Origin of the sequence: Actinomadura verrucosospora (assembly GCF_039540335.1) — a bacterium.
GTDB classification, from domain to species: domain Bacteria; phylum Actinomycetota; class Actinomycetes; order Streptosporangiales; family Streptosporangiaceae; genus Spirillospora; species Spirillospora verrucosospora.
In genome coordinates this window covers 60,222-78,650 of sequence record NZ_BAABEV010000028.1, presented here as the reverse complement: position 1 = coordinate 78,650, position 18,429 = coordinate 60,222, and the positions used below count along the sequence as shown (strand labels likewise).

The window sequence follows — 18,429 nt, the reverse complement described above, 5'->3', positions numbered from 1 at the left end:
GACGGAACCGGACCGCGATCTATGACGCCAGAGTCACCCGTCCCGGTTCAACCGGTTTTCGCCCTGGCGGCGCTCGGTGAGGCCGAGCCGGTCGAGGTGGCGCAGCAGGGCGACGGCGACGTCCCGGCCGGTCCCGAGCGCGTCGCCGGCCTGGGCGGGCGTGAACGGCTGCGGGAGCTCGGACAGGACGCGCAGCGCCTCCCGGTCGGCGCCCGGGAGCAGCACGACCCCGTCGTCGATCCGCAGGACGGCGCCCGCGCGCTCCGCCCCGGCGAGGACCTCGCCCGTGAGGCCCAGCTCTTCGAGGCGCTCGGCGCTGGGGGGATCGAACGGGGTGTCCGCGAGGTCGGCGCGGAGGCGCCGCACGGCCGCGGCCCAGGGCGGCGGCGGTTCCGCGGCGACCGCCGCAGGAGCGGGCTCGGCGGCCGGCGCGGGGCCGGGGCCCGGGGACGGGCCGTAGACGCGTCCCGCGTCCAGGCGCAGCGGCGGCTGGACGAGCGCGGCGGCGAGCTGCCGGGAGGGGAGGCCGAGGCGCAGCCGGACGGACTCCAGCGGGATGCCGGGGGCGCTGGGGCTCTCGGCGGCGTGCCGGGCCGTCTCCTCCGCGAGCCGCTCGAACAGCGACCGCCAGTGCGCCGGGTCGGCGACCCACTCGCCGTCCAGGGCGACGGCGCCGGGCGGCGGCGCGCAGCCCATGACCGACAGCTCCGAGCGCCGGAGCACGCCGTGCCGGCGGAGCACGACGGCGCCGTCCGGGCGGTCGGGCCAGGTCGCCAGCTCGCGGGCGCGGGCGGCGCCCGCTCCGCGGCGCACGAGGGTGGGCGGCCGGACGTCCAGGACGCTCACCCCGGCGATCGTGCGGCGGTCGGGGTCGCGCAGGAGCCCGGTGTCGCCGAGGTGGAGGGCGAGCCGGGTGTTCAGGGTCAGGCGCGCGGTGTCGGGGCCGAGGGGCCGCAGCCCGACCGCGACGGCGGCCGACCCGATGTGCAGCGTCATCCGCCGCGCGAGCCTGCCGGACGCCTCGCCGAAGCGGGTCCGGACGTCGACGCTGGTGGTGTGCGTCCAGGCGCCGGGCGTGACCAGGGCCATGCCGGGGTCGACGCGCCCGGCGTCGCGCAGCGTCACCACGACGCGGGAGACGCCGCCGACCGACTCCCGGGGCTCGCCGGCGCAGCCGATCGTCCGGACGCGGACCCGCTCGCCCGCGGGCATGAGGAGCAGCTCGTCCCCCACGGCGACCGTCCCGGCGGCGAGGGTGCCGGCGATGACGGCCTGCCGCCCGGCGGTGAACGCGCGGTCCGCCCACAGCCGCACCGGGGCGGCCGGGTCGGGCACGGGCAGCCGGCCGGCGAGGCGGTCGAGCGCGGCGGTCAGCTCGGCCACCCCGGCGCCGGTCTCGGCGCTCACCGCGACGGCCTCCGCACCGCGCAGCGCCGTCCCGGCCAGCCGCTCGCGGATCTGGCGCAGCGCGGGCCTGGGGTCGGCGGCGTCGGCCTTGGTGACCGCGAGGACGCCGGACCGGACGCCGAGCGCGGAGAGGGCCTCCAGGTGCTCGCGGGTCTGCGGCATCCATCCCTCGTCGGCGGCGACGGTGAGCAGGACCGCGGACGCGGGCGCCGCCCCGGCGAGCCAGTCCGGAACGGACCGCTCGTCGCCGGGCGCGTCGACGAACGCGACGCGCCTCCCCGAGGGCAGCTCCGTCCAGGCGCCCGTCTCGCCGGGACTCCTGCCCGTGAGGGCGCGCACGAGCGCCGACTTGCCGTGCCCACCGTGTCCGGCGGTGGTGACGACGTGCATCAGCGTCCTTTCCAGGCCTGAACGCCGATGGCCGCGCGAGAACGGGCCGTGCGGGGAGTGGCGGAGCGGGGGGCGGAGTTCCGGAGGGCGGTGCGGGGGTTGCGCAGACGAAGGTCCACGAAAGGCAACCCTAGGGACGCCCGGGCCCCGCGCAAACCGCGACGCGCTGGCGCGTCGCGCCGGACCTGCGGACATCGAGGGGCGATTCGCCCGCTCTACACTTATTTAGGTTAAGTAACTACATGCCGCGCGCCGGGATCCGGCGACCGGCCGATGCGGGAGGTTCGCATGACCGGCGCTCGGGCGGCTCGCGGCACAGGCGCCCCGGAGGGCGGCGCGGCCGGCGCACCGGCGGCGCCCGGAGCCGGCGCACCGGCCGCCCGGCCCACCGGCCCCACCCTGCTCGCGCTCGCCGCCGCCGGGATGGTCGTGTCGGTGCAGCAGACGCTCGTGCTTCCGCTGCTGCCGCAGCTCATGACCCGCTTCGAGGCCCCCATCACGGACGTGACGTGGGTGTTCACCGCGTCCCTGCTGGCCGGCGCCGTCGCCACCCCGCTGCTGACGCGGTTCGGCGACATGTACGGCAAGAAGCGGATGATCCTGCTCGCCCTCGCGCTGCTGCTGGCCGGCTCGGTGCTGTGCGCGGTGTCCGGCACGCTGCCGGTGCTGATCGCCGGGCGCGCCCTGCAGGGCGTCTCGGCGGCGCTGATCCCGCTCGCCATCGGCATGATCCGCGACACGTTCCCGGCCGAGCGGGTGACCACGGCGATCGGCATCGTCAGCGCCACCATGGGCGTCGGCGGCAGCGCCGGCATGATCGTGACCGGGCTGATCGCCACCCGCACCGGCAGCCACCACCCGGTGTTCTGGATCGCCGCCGCGCTGGCGGCGGCGGGGCTGGTGCTGGTCGCCGCGACGGCGCGCGACGTCGGCGTCCGCGCCGGCGGCCGGCCGGACCTGCCGGGCGCGGCCCTGCTCGCCTGCTGGCTGGTCTGCCTGCTGCTCGGCATCAGCCAGGGCAACGCCTGGGGCTGGACGTCCCGCGGGGTGCTGGGGCTGTTCGGCGCCGCGGCCGCGCTGTGCGCGGTCTGGACGGCGGTCGAGCTGCGGGTCCGCGCGCCGCTGGTGCGGCTGGGCCTGCTGGTCGGCCCCCGGTCCCTGTCGGCCAACGTCGTCTCGGCGCTGCTCGGCTTCTCGATGTTCGCCGCCTTCACGCTGATCGCCGGCTTCGTCCAGGCGCGGCCGGAGGAGGTCGGGTACGGGCTCGGCGGCTCGGTGCTGGACGTCGGGCTCTACATGCTGCCGAGCACCGTGACGATGCTGGTGTTCTCGGCGATGGCCGGGCGGCTCGCGGGGCGCCTCGGCCCCGCGTACACCCTCGCGATCGGGTCGGCGTTCGCCGGGCTCTGCTACGCGTGGCTCGCGGTGTCGAACGCGCACGTGTACGACATGCTCGCGTTCAGCGCCCTCCAGGGCGTCGGGTTCGGGATCGCCTACGCCGCGCTCGGCACGCTCGCCGTCCGGCACGTCCCGATGGACCAGAGCGGGATCGCCAGCGGCATCAACTCGCTCGTCCGCACCACGGGCGGCAGCGTCGCGGGCGCCGTCACGGCGTCGATCCTGGCCGGACGGGCCGCGGGCGCCGGCGTCCCCTCCCTCGGCGCCTACGAGCTGTGCTTCTGGGTGGTCTCCGCGGGGGCGGCGCTGGCCGCCCTCATCGCCGTCGCGCACGCCCTGCGCCACCCCGGGTAGACCCCGCCCGGCGGCGCGGGCCCTTGACGAACCGGCCCCGCGCCATGCCCTATAGGGGTGCGGCCCGAATCGCGGCGACGCCGGTCCGGGCCTCCGCGCAGATCCGGGCCAGGACCCGTCACCGGGAGGACGACATGGGCGCCTACGCGGCCGCGTACGAACGCAGCATCGCCGATCCGACCCGCTTCTGGGGGCTGGCGGCACGGGACGTGCGGTGGCTCGTCCCGCCGGACCGGGTGCTGGACGACGGGGCGCCGCCCTTCTACCGGTGGTTCACCGGCGGTGAGCTCAACACCTGCGACAACGCGCTGGACCGGCACGTCGAGGAAGGCCGCGGCGACCAGGCCGCGCTGATCTACGACAGCCCGGTCACCGGGACCGTGCGGACCTACTCCTACCGGGAGCTGACCGGCCATGTCGCGCGGTTCGCCGGGGCGCTGCGCGCGCTGGGCGTCGACCGCGGCGACCGCGTGGTCATCTACCTGCCGATGGTGCCCGAGGCGGTCATCGCGATGCTGGCGTGCGCGCGGCTCGGCGCTGTGCACTCGGTGGTCTTCGGCGGGTTCGCGGCGCGGGAGCTGGCGGTGCGCATCGACGACGCCCGCCCGAAGGCGGTCGTGTCGGCGTCCTGCGGGATCGAGGCGGGCCGGGTGGTCCCCTACAAGCCGCTGCTGGACCGGGCGCTGGAGCTGGCCCGGCACAAGGTCGAGCGGTGCGTGATCCGGCAGCGCGAGCAGCTCCACGCCGACCTCGTCCGGCCGCGGGACGTGGAGTGGGACGAGGCCGTCGCGGCCGCCGAACCCGCCGGGTGCGTCCCCGTCGCCGCCACCGACCCGCTCTACATCCTCTACACCTCCGGCACGACCGGGCGGCCGAAGGGCGTCGTGCGCGACAACGGCGGGCACGCGGTGGCGCTGCGCTGGTCGATGGAGAACGTGTTCGGCGTGGGGCGGGGCGACGTGTTCTGGGCGGCCTCCGACGTCGGCTGGGTCGTCGGGCACTCCTACATCGTGTACGCGCCGCTGCTCAGCGGCTGCACGACCGTGCTGTACGAGGGCAAGCCGGTCGGGACGCCGGACGCGGGCGCGTTCTGGCGGGTGGCCGCGCAGCACCGGGTGAAGGCGCTGTTCACCGCGCCGACCGCGATCCGGGCCGTCAAGAAGGAGGACCCCGAGGGCGCGCTGCTCGCCGGGCACGACCTGTCGGCCCTGGAGACGCTGTTCCTCGCCGGCGAGCGCCTCGACCCCGACACCTACCGCTGGGCCTCGCGCGTCCTGGACCGCCCGGTGATCGACCACTGGTGGCAGACCGAGACCGGCTGGCCGATCGTGGCGAACCTGCGCGGGCTGGAGCCGATGCCGGTCAAGGCGGGGTCGCCGTCGGTGCCGGTGCCCGGGTACGACGTGCGGGTCCTCGGCCCGGACGGCTCGCCCGTCCCGCCCGGCGCCGACGGCGACATCGCGATCCGGCTGCCGCTGCCGCCGGGCACGCTGCCCACGCTCTGGCAGGACGACGAGCGCTTCGTCGAGTCGTACCTGACGAAGTTCCCCGGCCACTACCTGACCGGCGACGGCGGGCACATCGACGAGGACGGCTACGTCTGGGTGATGGGCCGCACCGACGACGTCATCAACGTGGCCGGGCACCGGCTGTCCACCGGGACGATGGAGGAGGTCATCTCCTCCCACCCGGCCGTCGCCGAGTGCGCCGTCATCGGCGTCCAGGACGCGCTCAAGGGGCAGGTGCCGCGCGGGCTGGTCGTGCTCAAGAGCGGCATCCTGGCCGAGCCGGGCGAGGTGTGCGCCGAACTGGTCGCGATGGTGCGCGAGCAGATCGGGCCCGTCGCCGCGCTCAGGGAGATCTCGGTCGTGCCCGCGCTGCCGAAGACGCGGTCGGGCAAGATCCTGCGAGGCGTCATGCGGGGCATCGCCGACGGGCAGGAGGTGACCGTCCCGTCCACCATCGAGGACCCGGAGGTGCTGGACGGCCTGCGCCCCGTGCTGCGCCGGGAGTAGAGACCGCCGGGGGCGAGCGTCACGGGTCGCGGCCGGTCCGCTTCGGCCAGAACGCCGCGACCAGGACGACGGCGACCACCGAGAGGAAGATCTGGAAGAGCGCCTCCCACAGGTTCCAGCCGCCGTCGCCGAGGCTGGACAGATGGACCAGGCCCGTGCCGCCGAACGCCGCGACGACCCCGACCGCCACCAGCAGCCACGCCGGCATGTTCTCGCGGCCCGGCACGGCGACCCTGCCCAGGACACCGATGGCGGCGCCCAGGACGACGGCGGCCACGAGTCCGCCGATGGTCATGCCTCGCCTCCCCCGCCCCCGATGAGGCCGTGCCGGGAACCTACCCGCCCCTCCGATCGGCGACACGGGCGGCGGACGGCCGGGCGACGCTAGCGGACGACGAGGGTGTGCCGCCCCCGGCCGACGAGCTCCCCGACGACCGGCGCGCCCGGGATCTCCCCCGCGACCAGCAGCCCGCCGGAGGTCTGGGCGTCGGCGAGCAGCAGCCGCTCCTCCTCGGCGATCCGGCGGAAGAGGGTGTGCGGCGACACCCACGCGAGGTTGCGGCGGGTGCCGCCGGGCACGAACCCGTCCCGCACGGCGGCGCGCGCGCCGTCGAGGCAGGGGACGGCGGAGGCGTCCACGACGGCCGTGACGCCGCTCGCCCGCGCCAGCTTGTACAGGTGGCCGAGCAGCCCGAAGCCGGAGACGGCGGCGGCGCACGCGGCGCCGCGCTCGAGGGCGGCCAGGCCCGCCGCCGCGTTCAGCTCCGTCATGGCCGCGACCGCGTGCGGGAACACCTCCCCGGTCGCCCGGTGCCGGGCGTTGAGCGCGCCGACCCCGAGCGGCTTGGTCAGCGTGAGCGGGACGCCGGGACGGCCCGCGTCCAGCCGCAGCAGGCGGTCCGGGTCGGCGGTGCCGGTGACCGCGAGGCCGTACTTCGGCTCGGGGTCCTCGATGCTGTGCCCGCCGGCGATCGCGACGCCGGCCAGGGCCGCCATGTCCCGCCCGCCGCGCAGCACCTCGCGGGCCAGTTCGGCGGGCAGCGCGTCGGCGGGCCAGCCGAGCAGGTTCAGGGCCATCAGCGGCACGCCCCCGACGGCGTAGACGTCGGAGAGCGCGCTGGCGGCGGCGATCCGCCCCCAGTCGTAGGCGTCGTCGACGACGGGGGTGCGGAAGTCGGCGGTGGAGACCACGGCCCGGCCGCCGTCGAGGCGCAGCACGGCGGCGCCGTCGCCGTCGGGGCCGCCGACGAGGAGGGCGTCGTCCCCGCCGGTGAGACCGGCCGTGACCCGCTCCAGCTCCCCGGGCGGAATTTTGCTGGAGCCGCCGCCGCGCGCGTACTGCGTCAGGCGGGCCACGGGGGCGAGTCGGGTCACCGCTGAATTTAACGCACAACTACTTCAAATGATCAACAAACGGACGGTACGCGTCCGGTCACCGACCGCCGAACGGGCCCGCGACCAGCGCCGAAAACCCCCGAACCCCTTGTCCGAACTCGGTTCGGCGTGATGCGATCTCCTTCCTGCAAGTCTTCACTTACTTCGGTCACCGACCACGAGGGGCGACATGGGGATCCAGGAACAGCGGGCCGACCTCGACCGGGCCGTCGCGGGGCAGACGATCTGCACCGCCCTCGCCGCGACCGCCGCACGGCACGGCGGAAGGCCGGCCTACTCCGACCGGACCGGCGGCGAGTGGAGCACGCTCACCTGGGCGGACACGCGGACCCGCGCGCTGGAGACGGCCGCGGGGTTCGCCGCCCTGGGCCTGGAGGCCGGCGACGTCGTCGCGCTGATGATGCCGAACCGGTCCGAGCACGTGCTGGCCGACCTCGGCGCCGTGCACGCCGGCGGCGTTCCCACCACGGTGTACGCGACGCTCGCACCCGACCAGGTCGCGTTCGTCGCCGGGGACTGCTCGGCCAGGTACGCCGTGCTGGACGGCACGGACCAGCTCGGCCGCTGGCTGCCCGTCCTGGACCGCCTCCCGGACCTGCGCAAGATCATCGTGGTGGACTCCGCCGCCTGCCCGCCCGGCGACCGCTTCCTCAGCTGGGAGGCCTTCACCGAGCTCGGCCGCCGCGAGCTGGCCGCCGACCCGCTCGCCATCGACCGGCGCTGGCAGGCGGTCGGGCCCGGGGACACCGCCACGCTGCTGTACACCTCCGGTACCACCGGCGACCCCAAGGGCGTCCTGATCACGCACTCGATGGCGCTGCACGAGGCGGAGATGGTCGAGCGCAGCTCCGTCCTGCCCGAGCACCCCGCCGGCATCTCCTACCTGCCGTTCGCGCACATCGCCGACCGGGTGCTGAGCTACTACCTGCCGGTCCGGCTGGCCTCCCACGTCCACTTCTGCCCCGACCCGGCCCAGCTGACGACGATCCTCGGCGAGGTGCGGCCGCACTCCTTCTTCGGCGTCCCGCGCGTCTGGGAGAAGATCATGGGCGGCATCCAGGCGGTGCTGTCGGCCGAGCAGGACGAGGCGAGGAAGCGGGCCGTCGCCGCCGCCCTGGACGCCGGCCGCGCGTACGTCACGGCGCAGGAGCACGGCAACACCCTCACCCCGCGGATCGCCGAGGCCTTCGAGCGGGCCGACCGGGCCGTCCTCACCCCCATGCGCGCGCTGCTCGGCCTGGACCGCGTCCGCGAGGCCTCCAGCGCCGCCGCGCCGCTGCCCGTCGAGGTGGCCCGGTTCTTCGCCGGGCTCGGCCTGAAGATCTTCGACGCCTACGGGATGACGGAGACGACCGGCGCCGTCACCGCCAACCTCGCCGACTCCTTCAAGCTCGGCACCGTCGGCCGCCCGTTCCCCGGCGTCGAGCTCAGGCTCGCCGGCGACGGCGAGATCCTCGTCCGCGGCGCCACCTGCACCCCCGGCTACCTGAACCGCCCCGACGCCACCGCCGACCTCATCGACGCCGACGGCTGGGTGCACACCGGCGACATCGGCCGCCTGGACGCGGACGGGTTCCTCACCGTCGTCGACCGCAAGAAGGAACTGATCATCACCGCCGGCGGCGAGAACATCTCCCCCTCCCTGGTGGAGAACCGCCTCAAGGAGCACCCGCTCATCGGCCAGGCCCTCGCCTTCGGCGACCGCCGCCCCTACGTCGTCGCGCTCATCACCCTCGACGGCGAGGTCGCGCCCGTCTGGGCGGCCGCCCACGGCGTCGACACCACCGACCTGGCCGCCCTCGCCGACCACCCCCTCGTCCTGGAGGAGGTCGCCCGGGCCGTCGAGGACGCCAACGCCCGGCTCGCCCGCGTCCAGCAGGTCAAGCGGTGGCGCCTGCTCACCGCCGAGTGGACCGCCGAGAGCGAGGAGCTCACCCCGACCCTCAAGCTGAAGCGCCGCGTCGTGCACACCAAGTACGCCGCCGACATCGACGGCCTCTACACCGGCTAAGATCACCGCCGGAGGCGTGTGAGCGCCTGGTGGCCTCCCCGGCCTTCAAAGCCGACGGTCCCGAGGATCTCGGGACGGCGGGTTCGATTCCCGTACGCCTCCGCCACCCGCCCCGCCCCGCGCCGCGGCGTGCGGGCGCGACGTAACGTGAGGGCATGAGGCGTCGCAAGCTGGCCTACGGGATCATGATGGGCACCTGCCTCACGCTGTTCGTGCTGGCCTGGGCGGTGGTCCGGCTGTACTCGCACCCGGCCGCGATCGCGATGACGGTGGCGGCGCTCGTGATCCCGCCGTTCGCGGTGGTGGTCGCCAACTGGAACATCGACCGGACGGACCGCCGTAGGTGAGCGGCCACGGGGCCGCGTGGCTGCTGGACCTCGCCGGGATCTTCGTGTTCGCCGTGTCGGGGGCGCTCGCGGCCGTCCGGCAGCGGCTCGACGTCGTCGGCATGGTGGTGCTGGCCGAGATCACCGCGCTCGGCGGCGGGATCCTGCGCGACCTGATCATCGGGGCCGTCCCCCCGGCGGCGTTCACCGACCTCGGGTACGTGCTGGTCCCGATGGCGGCGTCGGCGCTGGTGTTCTTCTGGCATCCGCAGGTGACGCGGCTGCTGCCGGCGGTGCTGCTGTTCGACGCGGCCGGACTCGGGCTGTTCTGCGCGACGGGGACGGTCAAGGCGCTGGAGTACGGGCTCTCGCCGGTGCACGCGGTGCTGCTCGGCATCGTGACGGCGGTGGGCGGCGGCATCCTGCGGGACGTGCTGGCGGGCCGCATCCCGGCGGTGCTGTACGACCGGCAGCTGTACGCGGTGCCCGCGCTGCTCGGGGCGGCCGTGACCGCGGGCGCCGAGAGCGCGGGCCTGCACGGCGGCGCCGTCACGGCCGGCGCCGCCGCCCTGGCGTTCGGGTTGCGCGTCCTCGCGATGCGCCAGGGGTGGCGGGCGCCCCGCCCCCGCGGGGTGCCCGACTAGCCCGCGCGGCGGCCGCGCCCGCCAGGGCTTCGTTTCGGGCCGGTTCCCGGGGTACCGTCAACGGTCATGGGGCGGATCACCGTACGCAGGCCCGTGCTTCGGCTGAGCGCGTCCGGGGCCCGGGTGCGCAGGCCCGACACGCTCGCGGCGGAGGAGCCGCTGGAGATCCGCGTCGCCGGCAAACCGCTGACGATCACGATGCGCACGCCGGGGCACGACTTCGACCTGGTCGCCGGGTTCCTGGCGGCCGAGGGCGTGGTCGGGCGGGCCGGCGACATCGCGGCGATGCGGTACTGCGCCGACACCGCGGAGCAGAACACCCTGGACGTCGCGCTCTCCCCCGGCGTGCCGCCGCCGGACGACTCCATGACGCGGGCGTTCACCACCACCAGCGCCTGCGGGGTGTGCGGCAAGTCGAGCATCGAGGCGCTGCGCACCGACCGGCCCTACGAGGTGGCCGGCGACCCGGTGCGGCTCACCCCGGACGTGCTGGCGGCCATGCCGGAGCGGCTGCGCGCGGCGCAGCGGGTGTTCGACCGGACGGGCGGCCTGCACGCCGCCGGGCTCTTCGACGCCGAGGGCGGGCTCCTCGCCCTGCGCGAGGACGTCGGCCGCCACAACGCCGTCGACAAGGTGATCGGGTGGGCCCTGCGGCAGGGGCGGCTGCCGCTGACCGGGACGGTCCTCATGGTGAGCGGGCGCGCGTCGTTCGAGCTGACGCAGAAGGCGATGACGGCCGGCGTCCCGGTCCTCGCGGCGGTGTCGGCGCCGTCCTCGCTGGCCGTGGACCTCGCCGAGGACGCGGGGATGACGCTCGTCGGCTTCCTGCGCGGCGAGACCATGAACGTCTACACGGGTGCGGAGCGTATCGGCCCCTGAGCGGCGCCACTTGTCACGCCGGGCCGAAAACCGAGCGGTAACTTGTTGGCCTCGTCTCAAGAAACCACGGGCGCCGCAGGAGTTGACTGCACTGCCAATGGCACACGCGCGGCGCGGGGGCACGTCGCGGCCGGCCCGGACGCGTGGAAGGCGAGGACCGCATGACGAGGCCCCAGGCGAGCGGCGGCACGGCGCCCGTCGACGAGCGCCATCCGCCGATCAAGCCGCGGCGCGTCTCCTTCGACTGGTCGCGGACCCCGCTGCACTGGGTCCCGAACGACCCGGTCGCCACGCACATCATCAACTCGTTCCACATCGTCCTGCCCGAGGGCGAGAAGTGGTTCATCCAGTGCGTGAAGGACGCCCGCCCGTACATCCGGGACGAGCGGCTGCTGGAGGAGATCAAGGGCTTCATCGGGCAGGAGATGGTGCACGCCCGCTCCCACCAGGGCGTCCTGGACCAGATCCTGGAGCGCGCGGGCATCGACGTCTCCAGGATCACCGACGCGGCGGGGCGGGGCAACGCCGAGCGCCCCGCGCAGATGGCGGCGCTGAAGGAGCGGAATCCGCGGGCCTGGCGGCGCCGGCTGCGCTTCGAGCTGGCCGCGGTCGCCTCGATCGAGCACTACACCGCCGTCCTCGGACAGTGGATCATGGACAACGACCGGCTCGACAAGGCCGGCGTGGACCCGACGATGCTGGACCTGCTGCGCTGGCACGGCGCCGAGGAGGTCGAGCACCGCTCGGTGGTCTTCGACGTCTACACGGCCATGGGCGGCCGGTACCCGACCCGCGTCGCCGCGTGGGTGGTGTCGCTGTTCTTCCTCTACTGGGCGCTGATCGGCGGCTCGCTCTACCTGCTCAAGCAGGACCCGACGATCAAGCGGAGGGTGACGCCGCTGCGCGTCTACCGCTCCTACCGGCGGTCGGTGCGGCTCGGCCACGTGCCCGGCGTCTTCCGGCTCCTGCTCGGCGAGGCGCCCGTCTACCTCAGGCCGGACCACCACCCCTCCAAGGTCTGCTCCACGCCCCGCGCGCTGGACTACCTCACGCGGTCGCCCGCCGCCAGGGCCGCGGGCTACGACCCCTACTAGACCGCGCCGCGGCACGCTCCGCGCCCCGGTCCCGCGCACTCCGCGGTGGCGGGCGTCACTCCGCGAGCCACTTGACCCGGGGGCGGATCGGCGATTTATTAACATTGTGTCCAATAAAGTGGCGCTCGCCCGCGTGCACGACGCCGCGGAGCTCGAACGATTCCGCGCCGTCCAGCGCCTGTGCTACCGGTGCGCCGAGCAGGTCGCCGGCACGCTCGAACCGGGCGTGACCGAGCGCGAGGCGTGCCGCCGCATGCGCCGGTGGCTGCGCGCACGCGGCGTCGACGACTGGCTGCACACCCCGTTCGCCTGGTTCGGCGACCGGTCGACCTTCCGCGGCTTCCGGCTGCCCACGCAGTTCCTGCCCGGCGGGACGCGCCTGGAGGAGGGCATGCCCTACATCCTGGACATGGCGCCGGTGCGGGACGGCTACTCCGCCGACATCGGGTACGGCGGCGTCCTCGGCGAGAACAGGATCTGGGAACGACTCGACGCCGACCTGGCCGCCTACCGGGCGCTGATCCTGCGTCTCGTCCGCGAACGGCGGACGTTCGCCGACGTCTACGCCGAGGTCGACGCGCTCATCGAGCGCCAGGGCCACGACAGCCGCCACCGCGTGTATCCGGGGCGCGTCATCGGCCATCAGATCGGCGTCATCGGTGGGATCCTCCCGAAGCGCGTGGGATTCCCATTCGGTGTACGGTTCCTCCAGACCATCGGCCGCGAACTGGTCAAGGAGCGCCTGGAAGGGCGCTCCCCGCTCTGGAACGGGGCCGCGCAGTCCCAGCACCCCCCGACGCCCGGGCTGTGGGCGGTCGAGCCCCACATCGGGTTCCGCGGCGTCGGCGTGAAGTTCGAGGAGATCCTCGTGGTCACCGAGGACGACGCGCACTGGCTCGACGACGACCTGCCCCACGTGCACCGGTGGGCCCGACGGGAGACGACCGCATGACACACCCCGCCCCACCCGTCGCGCGGCGGCGCGTCCGCGGAGACGGCGTCGACCTCGCCGTCTACGAGCAGGGCGACCGGTCGCGCCCCACCGTCCTGCTGGTCCACGGCTACCCCGACACCCACGCCGTCTGGGACGAGGTGGCGGCGCGGCTCGCCGACCGGTTCCACGTCGTCCGGTACGACGTGCGCGGCGCGGGCGCCTCGTCCCGTCCGCGCGGGAGCAGGCGCTACACGTTCGAGTACCTGATGGCCGACATGGAGGCCGTCCTGGACGCGACCGCGCCCGAGCGCAAGGTGCACCTGGTGGGGCACGACTGGGGCTCCATCCAGGCGTGGGAGGCGGTCTGCACGATGCCGGACCGCTTCGCCTCGTTCACCTCGATCTCCGGCCCGTGCCTGGACCACGTCGCGCACTGGACGCGGCGGAACCTGGCGCGCCCCACCCCGTCCAACCTGCGGCGGGCGGCCGGGCAGGGCCTCCGCTCCTGGTACATCTACTTCTTCCAGACGCCGGTGCTGCCGGAACTGCTGTGGCGGGCCGGGATGGCGAAGCCGTTCGCCAAGGCCCTGGAGCTGGGAGAGGGCGTCCCGCCCCGGCAGGGCCACCCGGCCGGGACCATGGCGCGCGACGCCGCGGCGGGGGTCGGGCTGTACCGGGCGAACATGCTCCAGCGGCTGCGCCGCCCGCGCGACCGGCGAACGGACGTCCCGACCCAGGTCATCGTCCCGACCAAGGACCTGTTCGTCTCGCCGCACCTGGTAGGCGGGCTGGCCGGACGCGTCCCGAACCTGTCGCTGCGCACGCTCAAGGCCGGGCACTGGGTGCCCCGCAGCCACCCCGACGTCGTCGCCCGCTGGGTGAGCGAGCACATCGCGGGCGTGCGGGGCGGCCCGCTCGGCGCCGCCGAGTCGCGCGCGCTCAGGCGGGCCAGGGTGGCCGGGGGCCGGCGGTCCTTCGACGGCTCCCTCGTCGTCGTCACGGGCGCGGGCAGCGGGATCGGCCGCGCGACCGCGCTGGCCTTCGCCGAACGCGGCGCCGAGGTGGTCGCCGCCGACATCGACCGGGCCTCCGCCGAGCGCACCGCCGAACTCGCCGGCCTCCTCGGCCCCGCGGCACACGCCTTCCAGGTGGACGTGTCCGACCGCGGCGCGATGGAGGACTTCGCCAAGGCGGTCATGCACGAGCACGGCGTGCCGGACGTCGTGGTCAACAACGCCGGGATCGGGATGGCCGGCCCGTTCCTGGAGCACAGCGCCGACGACTGGCGCAAAGTCCTGGACGTCAACCTGTGGGGCGTCCTCCACGGCTCGCGGCTCTTCGCCGAGCAGATGGTGGAGCGAGGGCAGGGCGGCCATATCGTCAACACCTCCTCCGCCGCCGCGTTCACGCCGTCCCGCGCGCTGCCCGCCTACGCGACCAGCAAGGCGGCCGTGCTGATGCTGTCGGAGTGCATGCGCGCCGAGCTGAAGGGCCAGGGCATCGGGGTCAGCGCCGTGTGCCCGGGGATCGTCAACACCAACATCACCCGCACGTCCCGCTTCGTCGGCCGGGGCGAGGAGGACGAGGCGCTCAGCCGGGAGCGGGTCGCGCGGGCCTACGCGCGCCGCGGCTACGGGCCGGAGCGCGTGGCGGAGCAGATCGTCGCGGCCGTCCGCGGCGACCGCGCGGTCGTCCCGGTGACCCCGGAGGCGCGCCTCGGCTACCTCGGGTCGCGCGTGGCGCCGGGCGTCATGCGGCTGCTGGCCCGGCTCGACGTGGGCTGACCGCCGCCCCTCCGCGAGAGCCCGTAAGGTGATCACCGGGAGGGATGCCGCATGGCCGACGCCGTCGTCGTCGGCGCGGGGCACAACGGCCTCGTCGCCGCGAACATGCTGGCCGACGCCGGGTGGGACGTGGAGGTGCTCGAAGCGCAGCCCGAACCGGGCGGCGCGGTGCGCAGCGACCGGGGCGTGCACCCCGACCACGTGAGCGACCTGTGCAGCGCGTTCTACCCGCTCGGAGTCGCCTCGCCCGCGATGCGGGCGCTGGAGCTGGAGCGGCACGGGCTGCGCTGGCGGCACGCGCCCGCCGTCCTCGCCCACCCGCTCCCGGACGGGCGCTGCGCCGTCCTGGAGCGCGACCGCGACGCGACCGCCGCGGGCCTCGACGCGCTCGGCGCGGGCGACGGCGAGGCGTGGCTGCGCCTCTGCCGCCTGTGGGACGAGATGGGAGAGGACGTCCTGCGCGCCCTGCTCGGCCCGTTCCCGCCGGTGCGGGCCGCGCTGCCGCTGCTGGCGTCCGCGCGCCGGGCGGGCGGGCTCCGCGCCGTCCGCACGCTGCTGGCCCCCGTCCGCACGCTCGGGGAGCAGGAGTTCGCCGGCCCCGGCGGCCCGCTGCTGCTCGCCGGGTCGACGCTGCACACCGACATGTTCCCCGAGTCGACCGCCGGGTCGCTGTTCGGCTGGCTGCTCGCCATGGCCGGGCAGCGGCACGGGTGGCCGGTCCCCGAGGGCGGCGCGGGCGAGCTGACGGCGGCGCTCGTGCGGCGGCTGGAGTCGCGCGGCGGGCGCGTCCGCTGCGACACCCCGGTCGCCTCGGTCGTCGTGCGGGACGGGCGCGCGCTCGGCGTCCGCACCGCGTCGGGCGAACCGGTGCGCGCCGCGAGGGCCGTCCTCGCCGACGTGTCGGCCCCCGCCCTCTACGGCGGCCTGGTCGGCTGGTCCGACCTGCCGGCCTCCCTGCGCGCCGACATGCGCCGCTTCGTCTGGGACCACGCGACCTTCAAGGTGGACTGGGCGCTCTCCGGGCCGATCCCGTGGGCGGCGGACGGCGCCGGGCGCGCCGGGACCGTCCACCTGTCCCCCGGCCTGGACGCGATGACCGACTACAGCGCGCAGCTCGCCACCGGGCGCGTCCCGTCCGAGCCCTTCGCGCTCCTCGGCCAGATGACGACCGCCGACCCCGCCCGCTCCCCCGCCGGAACCGAGTCGGTCTGGGCGTACACCCACGTCCCCCACCGGGTGAAGGCCGACGCCGGGCCGGACGGCATCACCGGCGCCTGGGACGAGCGCGAGCGCGACGCCATGGCGCGCCGCCTCGAGGACGTCGTCGAACGCCTCGCCCCGGGCTTCCGCTCCCGCGTCCTCGGCCGCCGCGTCACCGCGCCGCCCGCGTTCCAGGACCACGACGCCAACCTGCGCGGCGGCGCGCTCAACGGCGGCACCGCGATGCTCCACCAGCAACTGGTGTTCCGGCCCGTTCCCGGCCTCGGGCGCCCCGAGACACCGGTCGCGGGCCTGTACCTGGCGTCGGCCTCCGCTCACCCGGGCGGCGGCGTGCACGGCGCGTGCGGCGCCAACGCGGCCCGCGCCGCCCTGGCCCACGCCGGTCCTGCGGGGCGCCTGCTCACCCCGGCGCTCGGCGCGCTTTCGCGCCTCCTCGCCCCCTGACCGGGGGGAGGAGGCGCGACAGGGCGGGTGTGTCAGGCGGTCGCGGCCTTCTCCGCCGAGAGCGGCTCCGCCACGTCCTCCAGGGAGCGCTGCGCGGCCTCGACGCCGATGGCCAGCTCCACCAGCCCCGCGGCGATCATCAGCCCCGCGCCGAGGTAGTAGCCGTTCACGACGTTCGCCACCTTCTCGGTCTCCACCAGGCGGCCGAACAGCGCCGGCCCGATCACGCCGCCGAGGCCCGTCCCGACCGCGTAGAACGCGGCGATCGCCATCGCCCGGGTCTCCATCGGGAAGATCTCGCTGACCGTGAGGTAGGCCGACGACGCGCCGGCGGAGGCGAAGAAGAACACCGCGCACCAGCAGGCCGTCAGCGTCCAGGCGTCGAGCAGATCCGCGCGGAACAGCAGCCCCGTGCCGATCAGCAGCACGCCGGAGACCACGTAGGACGCCGTGACCATCGTCCTGCGGCCGACCGTGTCGAACAGCTTGCCGAGGAAGAACGCGCCCAGGAAGTTGCCGATGCCGATCGGGATCAGGTAGTAGCCGACCTTGGCGTCGGGGACGTCGAAGAACGTGCTGAGCACGAGCGCGTAGGTGAAGTAGACGGCGTTGTAGAGGAACGCCTGCCCGATGAAGAGGGAGAGGCCGAGAACCGTCCGGCGCGGGTAGCGCCGCACCGCCGTCGAGACGATCTCCCCGAACGAGACGACGCGGCGCTGCCGGACCCGGATGCTCTGCCGGGGGTCCTCCAGCGGCTCGCCGGTCTCCTCGGTGATCTCCCGTTCGATGCCGCCCACCACGCGCTCGGCCTCGTCCTCCCGCCCGTGGATGAACAGCCAGCGCGGGCTCTCCGGGACCATCCGGCGGACGAACAGCACGCCGAGGCCGAGGAGGGCGCCGAGAGCGAACAGGGCCCGCCAGCCGAGGTCCTCGGGGACGAGGTCGCCGTTCAGCACCGGGATCGACAGCGCCGCCGCGATGGACGTCCCGATCCAGAACGAGCCGTTCACCACCACGTCCACCCGGCCCCGCACCCGCGCCGGGATCAGCTCGTCGATGGCCGAGTTGATGGCGGCGTACTCGCCGCCGATGCCGGCCCCCGTGAGGAACCGGCAGGCGTAGAACCACATCGGGTTGAACGAGAACGCGGTCGCGACCGTCGCCGCCAGGTACAGCGCGAGCGTGGCGATGAAGAGCTTCTTGCGCCCGAACCGGTCGGTCAGATGCCCGAAGAACAGGGCGCCCAGGCAGGCGCCGATCACGTAGATGGACGCGGCCAGCCCGACCTGCCCGTCGGTGAGCCCGAGCCCTCCGGAGGCGTCGGTGAGCCGCGGGCCGATGACGCCGACGACGGTCACCTCCAGGCCGTCCAGGATCCAGACCGCGCCGAGGCCGACCAGGACCGTCCAGTGCCAGCGTGACCACGGCAACCGGTCGAGCCGGGCCGGGATATCCGTTTCGATGGTTCGTTCCGCCGTCATCGACATGCATCCCTTGGTTCCCGATCTACGGCTTTTATGCCGCCCTTATGCCGTCGCCTGACCGGAAGGGTTCACGGACCGGGGGTTTCGCTGGGAGCCGGAACATGCGATTTTGGCAGGACCAAGGCCCGGCCAGCGGCCCCCGCCCCCGGCGGCCGCCGTCCCCCGGGTCCGAAACCGGCACCGGAGCGTGAGGCATGCGGATTCGCGACATCCTGCGGAGGAAGGGAGACGCGGTGGCCACGGTGCGGCCCGACGCCACCGTGCGAGAGCTCCTCGCCGTCCTGGCGGAGCACAACATCGGGGCGGCGGTGGTCTCGCCCGACGGCGCCTCGATCGCCGGCATCGTGTCCGAGCGGGACGTGGTACGGCGCCTGCACGAGCACGGCGCGGCGCTGCTCGACCACCCCGTCTCGCAGATCATGACCGCCGAGGTCCGCACCTGCGGCCCCGGCGACCAGGTGGACGACCTCCGCCGCGCCATGACCGAGCACCGGTTCCGGCACGTGCCCGTCGTCGAGGACGGCCGGCTCGTCGGGATCGTCAGCATCGGCGACGTCGTCAAGAGCGCCATCGACGAGCTGGAGAGCGAGCGCGAGCACCTGGTCGACTACATCCAGCGCGCTCCCTGACGCCCGCCCGACGCGGCGCC

The 18,429-nt window shown here is 74.9% G+C and carries 15 protein-coding genes and 1 tRNA gene; 12 read left to right on the top strand and 4 right to left on the bottom strand.

Going from position 1 to position 18,429, the window contains the following annotated elements:
* Nucleotides 1-33: 33 nt before the first annotated feature.
* Nucleotides 34-1,797, bottom strand: coding sequence for a SelB domain-containing protein (locus ABD944_RS26810; protein ID WP_345181145.1), 1,764 nt, complete (start codon nucleotides 1,795-1,797; stop codon nucleotides 34-36).
* Nucleotides 1,798-2,085: 288 nt separating this feature from the next.
* Between ABD944_RS26810 and ABD944_RS26805 the strand changes: the two genes are divergently transcribed.
* Both ABD944_RS26805 and ABD944_RS26800 read left to right on the top strand, forming a co-directional pair.
* The gene (locus tag ABD944_RS26805; RefSeq protein ID WP_345181143.1) at nucleotides 2,086-3,549 is read left to right on the top strand and encodes an MFS transporter; all 1,464 of its coding nucleotides are present in this window, start codon (nucleotides 2,086-2,088) and stop codon (nucleotides 3,547-3,549) included.
* Nucleotides 3,471-5,564: a propionyl-CoA synthetase gene (locus ABD944_RS26800; protein WP_378187588.1), complete on the top strand. Its 2,094-nt coding sequence runs from the start codon at nucleotides 3,471-3,473 to the stop codon at nucleotides 5,562-5,564. Before ABD944_RS26805 ends, ABD944_RS26800 begins: the two co-directional genes overlap by 79 nt.
* A 19-nt stretch (nucleotides 5,565-5,583) precedes the next feature.
* Here ABD944_RS26800 and ABD944_RS26795 read toward each other — a convergent pair whose 3' ends face one another.
* Nucleotides 5,584-5,859, bottom strand: coding sequence for a GlsB/YeaQ/YmgE family stress response membrane protein (locus tag ABD944_RS26795; protein ID WP_345181139.1), 276 nt, complete (start codon nucleotides 5,857-5,859; stop codon nucleotides 5,584-5,586).
* A gap of 89 nt (nucleotides 5,860-5,948) precedes the next feature.
* Nucleotides 5,949-6,938: a selenide, water dikinase SelD gene (selD, locus tag ABD944_RS26790; protein ID WP_345181137.1), complete on the bottom strand. Its 990-nt coding sequence runs from the start codon at nucleotides 6,936-6,938 to the stop codon at nucleotides 5,949-5,951.
* A gap of 190 nt (nucleotides 6,939-7,128) precedes the next feature.
* Here selD and ABD944_RS26785 point away from each other — a divergent pair, with 190 nt between their 5' ends.
* The 9 genes from ABD944_RS26785 to ABD944_RS26745 all read left to right on the top strand — a co-directional run bounded on the left by ABD944_RS26785 (nucleotide 7,129) and on the right by ABD944_RS26745 (nucleotide 16,296).
* Nucleotides 7,129-8,970, top strand: coding sequence for an AMP-dependent synthetase/ligase (locus ABD944_RS26785; RefSeq protein ID WP_345181135.1), 1,842 nt, complete (start codon nucleotides 7,129-7,131; stop codon nucleotides 8,968-8,970).
* 10 nt (nucleotides 8,971-8,980) lie between these two features.
* Nucleotides 8,981-9,076, top strand: a tRNA-Sec gene (locus tag ABD944_RS26780).
* 49 nt (nucleotides 9,077-9,125) lie between these two features.
* Entirely contained in the window at nucleotides 9,126-9,317 is a 192-nt protein-coding gene (locus tag ABD944_RS26775) for a DUF3099 domain-containing protein (RefSeq protein WP_345181133.1), read from the top strand.
* Nucleotides 9,314-9,940: a trimeric intracellular cation channel family protein gene (locus ABD944_RS26770; RefSeq protein ID WP_345181130.1), complete on the top strand. Its 627-nt coding sequence runs from the start codon at nucleotides 9,314-9,316 to the stop codon at nucleotides 9,938-9,940. Before ABD944_RS26775 ends, ABD944_RS26770 begins: the two co-directional genes overlap by 4 nt.
* A gap of 66 nt (nucleotides 9,941-10,006) precedes the next feature.
* On the top strand, nucleotides 10,007-10,819 hold the full coding sequence (gene fdhD, locus ABD944_RS26765) for a formate dehydrogenase accessory sulfurtransferase FdhD (RefSeq protein WP_345181128.1): 813 nt from the start codon (nucleotides 10,007-10,009) through the stop codon (nucleotides 10,817-10,819).
* A 161-nt stretch (nucleotides 10,820-10,980) separates the two neighbouring features.
* The gene (locus tag ABD944_RS26760; protein WP_345181125.1) at nucleotides 10,981-11,913 is read left to right on the top strand and encodes a metal-dependent hydrolase; all 933 of its coding nucleotides are present in this window, start codon (nucleotides 10,981-10,983) and stop codon (nucleotides 11,911-11,913) included.
* A gap of 106 nt (nucleotides 11,914-12,019) precedes the next feature.
* A complete protein-coding gene (locus ABD944_RS26755; RefSeq protein WP_378187584.1) occupies nucleotides 12,020-12,865 on the top strand; it encodes a M24 family metallopeptidase in 846 nt (281 codons plus the stop codon).
* Nucleotides 12,862-14,631, top strand: a complete 1,770-nt coding sequence (locus tag ABD944_RS26750; RefSeq protein ID WP_345181122.1) for an SDR family oxidoreductase — start codon at nucleotides 12,862-12,864, stop codon at nucleotides 14,629-14,631. The genes ABD944_RS26755 and ABD944_RS26750 overlap by 4 nt, the downstream gene beginning before the upstream one ends.
* 51 nt (nucleotides 14,632-14,682) lie before the next feature.
* Complete coding sequence (locus ABD944_RS26745; protein ID WP_345181120.1) at nucleotides 14,683-16,296, top strand: phytoene desaturase family protein; 1,614 nt, start codon at nucleotides 14,683-14,685, stop codon at nucleotides 16,294-16,296.
* 32 nt (nucleotides 16,297-16,328) lie between these two features.
* Here the strand turns inward: ABD944_RS26745 and ABD944_RS26740 are convergent, their stop codons facing one another.
* Nucleotides 16,329-17,777: an MFS transporter gene (locus ABD944_RS26740; protein WP_345181118.1), complete on the bottom strand. Its 1,449-nt coding sequence runs from the start codon at nucleotides 17,775-17,777 to the stop codon at nucleotides 16,329-16,331.
* Nucleotides 17,778-17,974: 197 nt separating this feature from the next.
* Between ABD944_RS26740 and ABD944_RS26735 the strand changes: the two genes are divergently transcribed.
* A complete protein-coding gene (locus ABD944_RS26735) occupies nucleotides 17,975-18,409 on the top strand; it encodes a CBS domain-containing protein (RefSeq protein ID WP_345181116.1) in 435 nt (144 codons plus the stop codon).
* The last annotated feature ends 20 nt before the right edge of the window (nucleotides 18,410-18,429 follow it).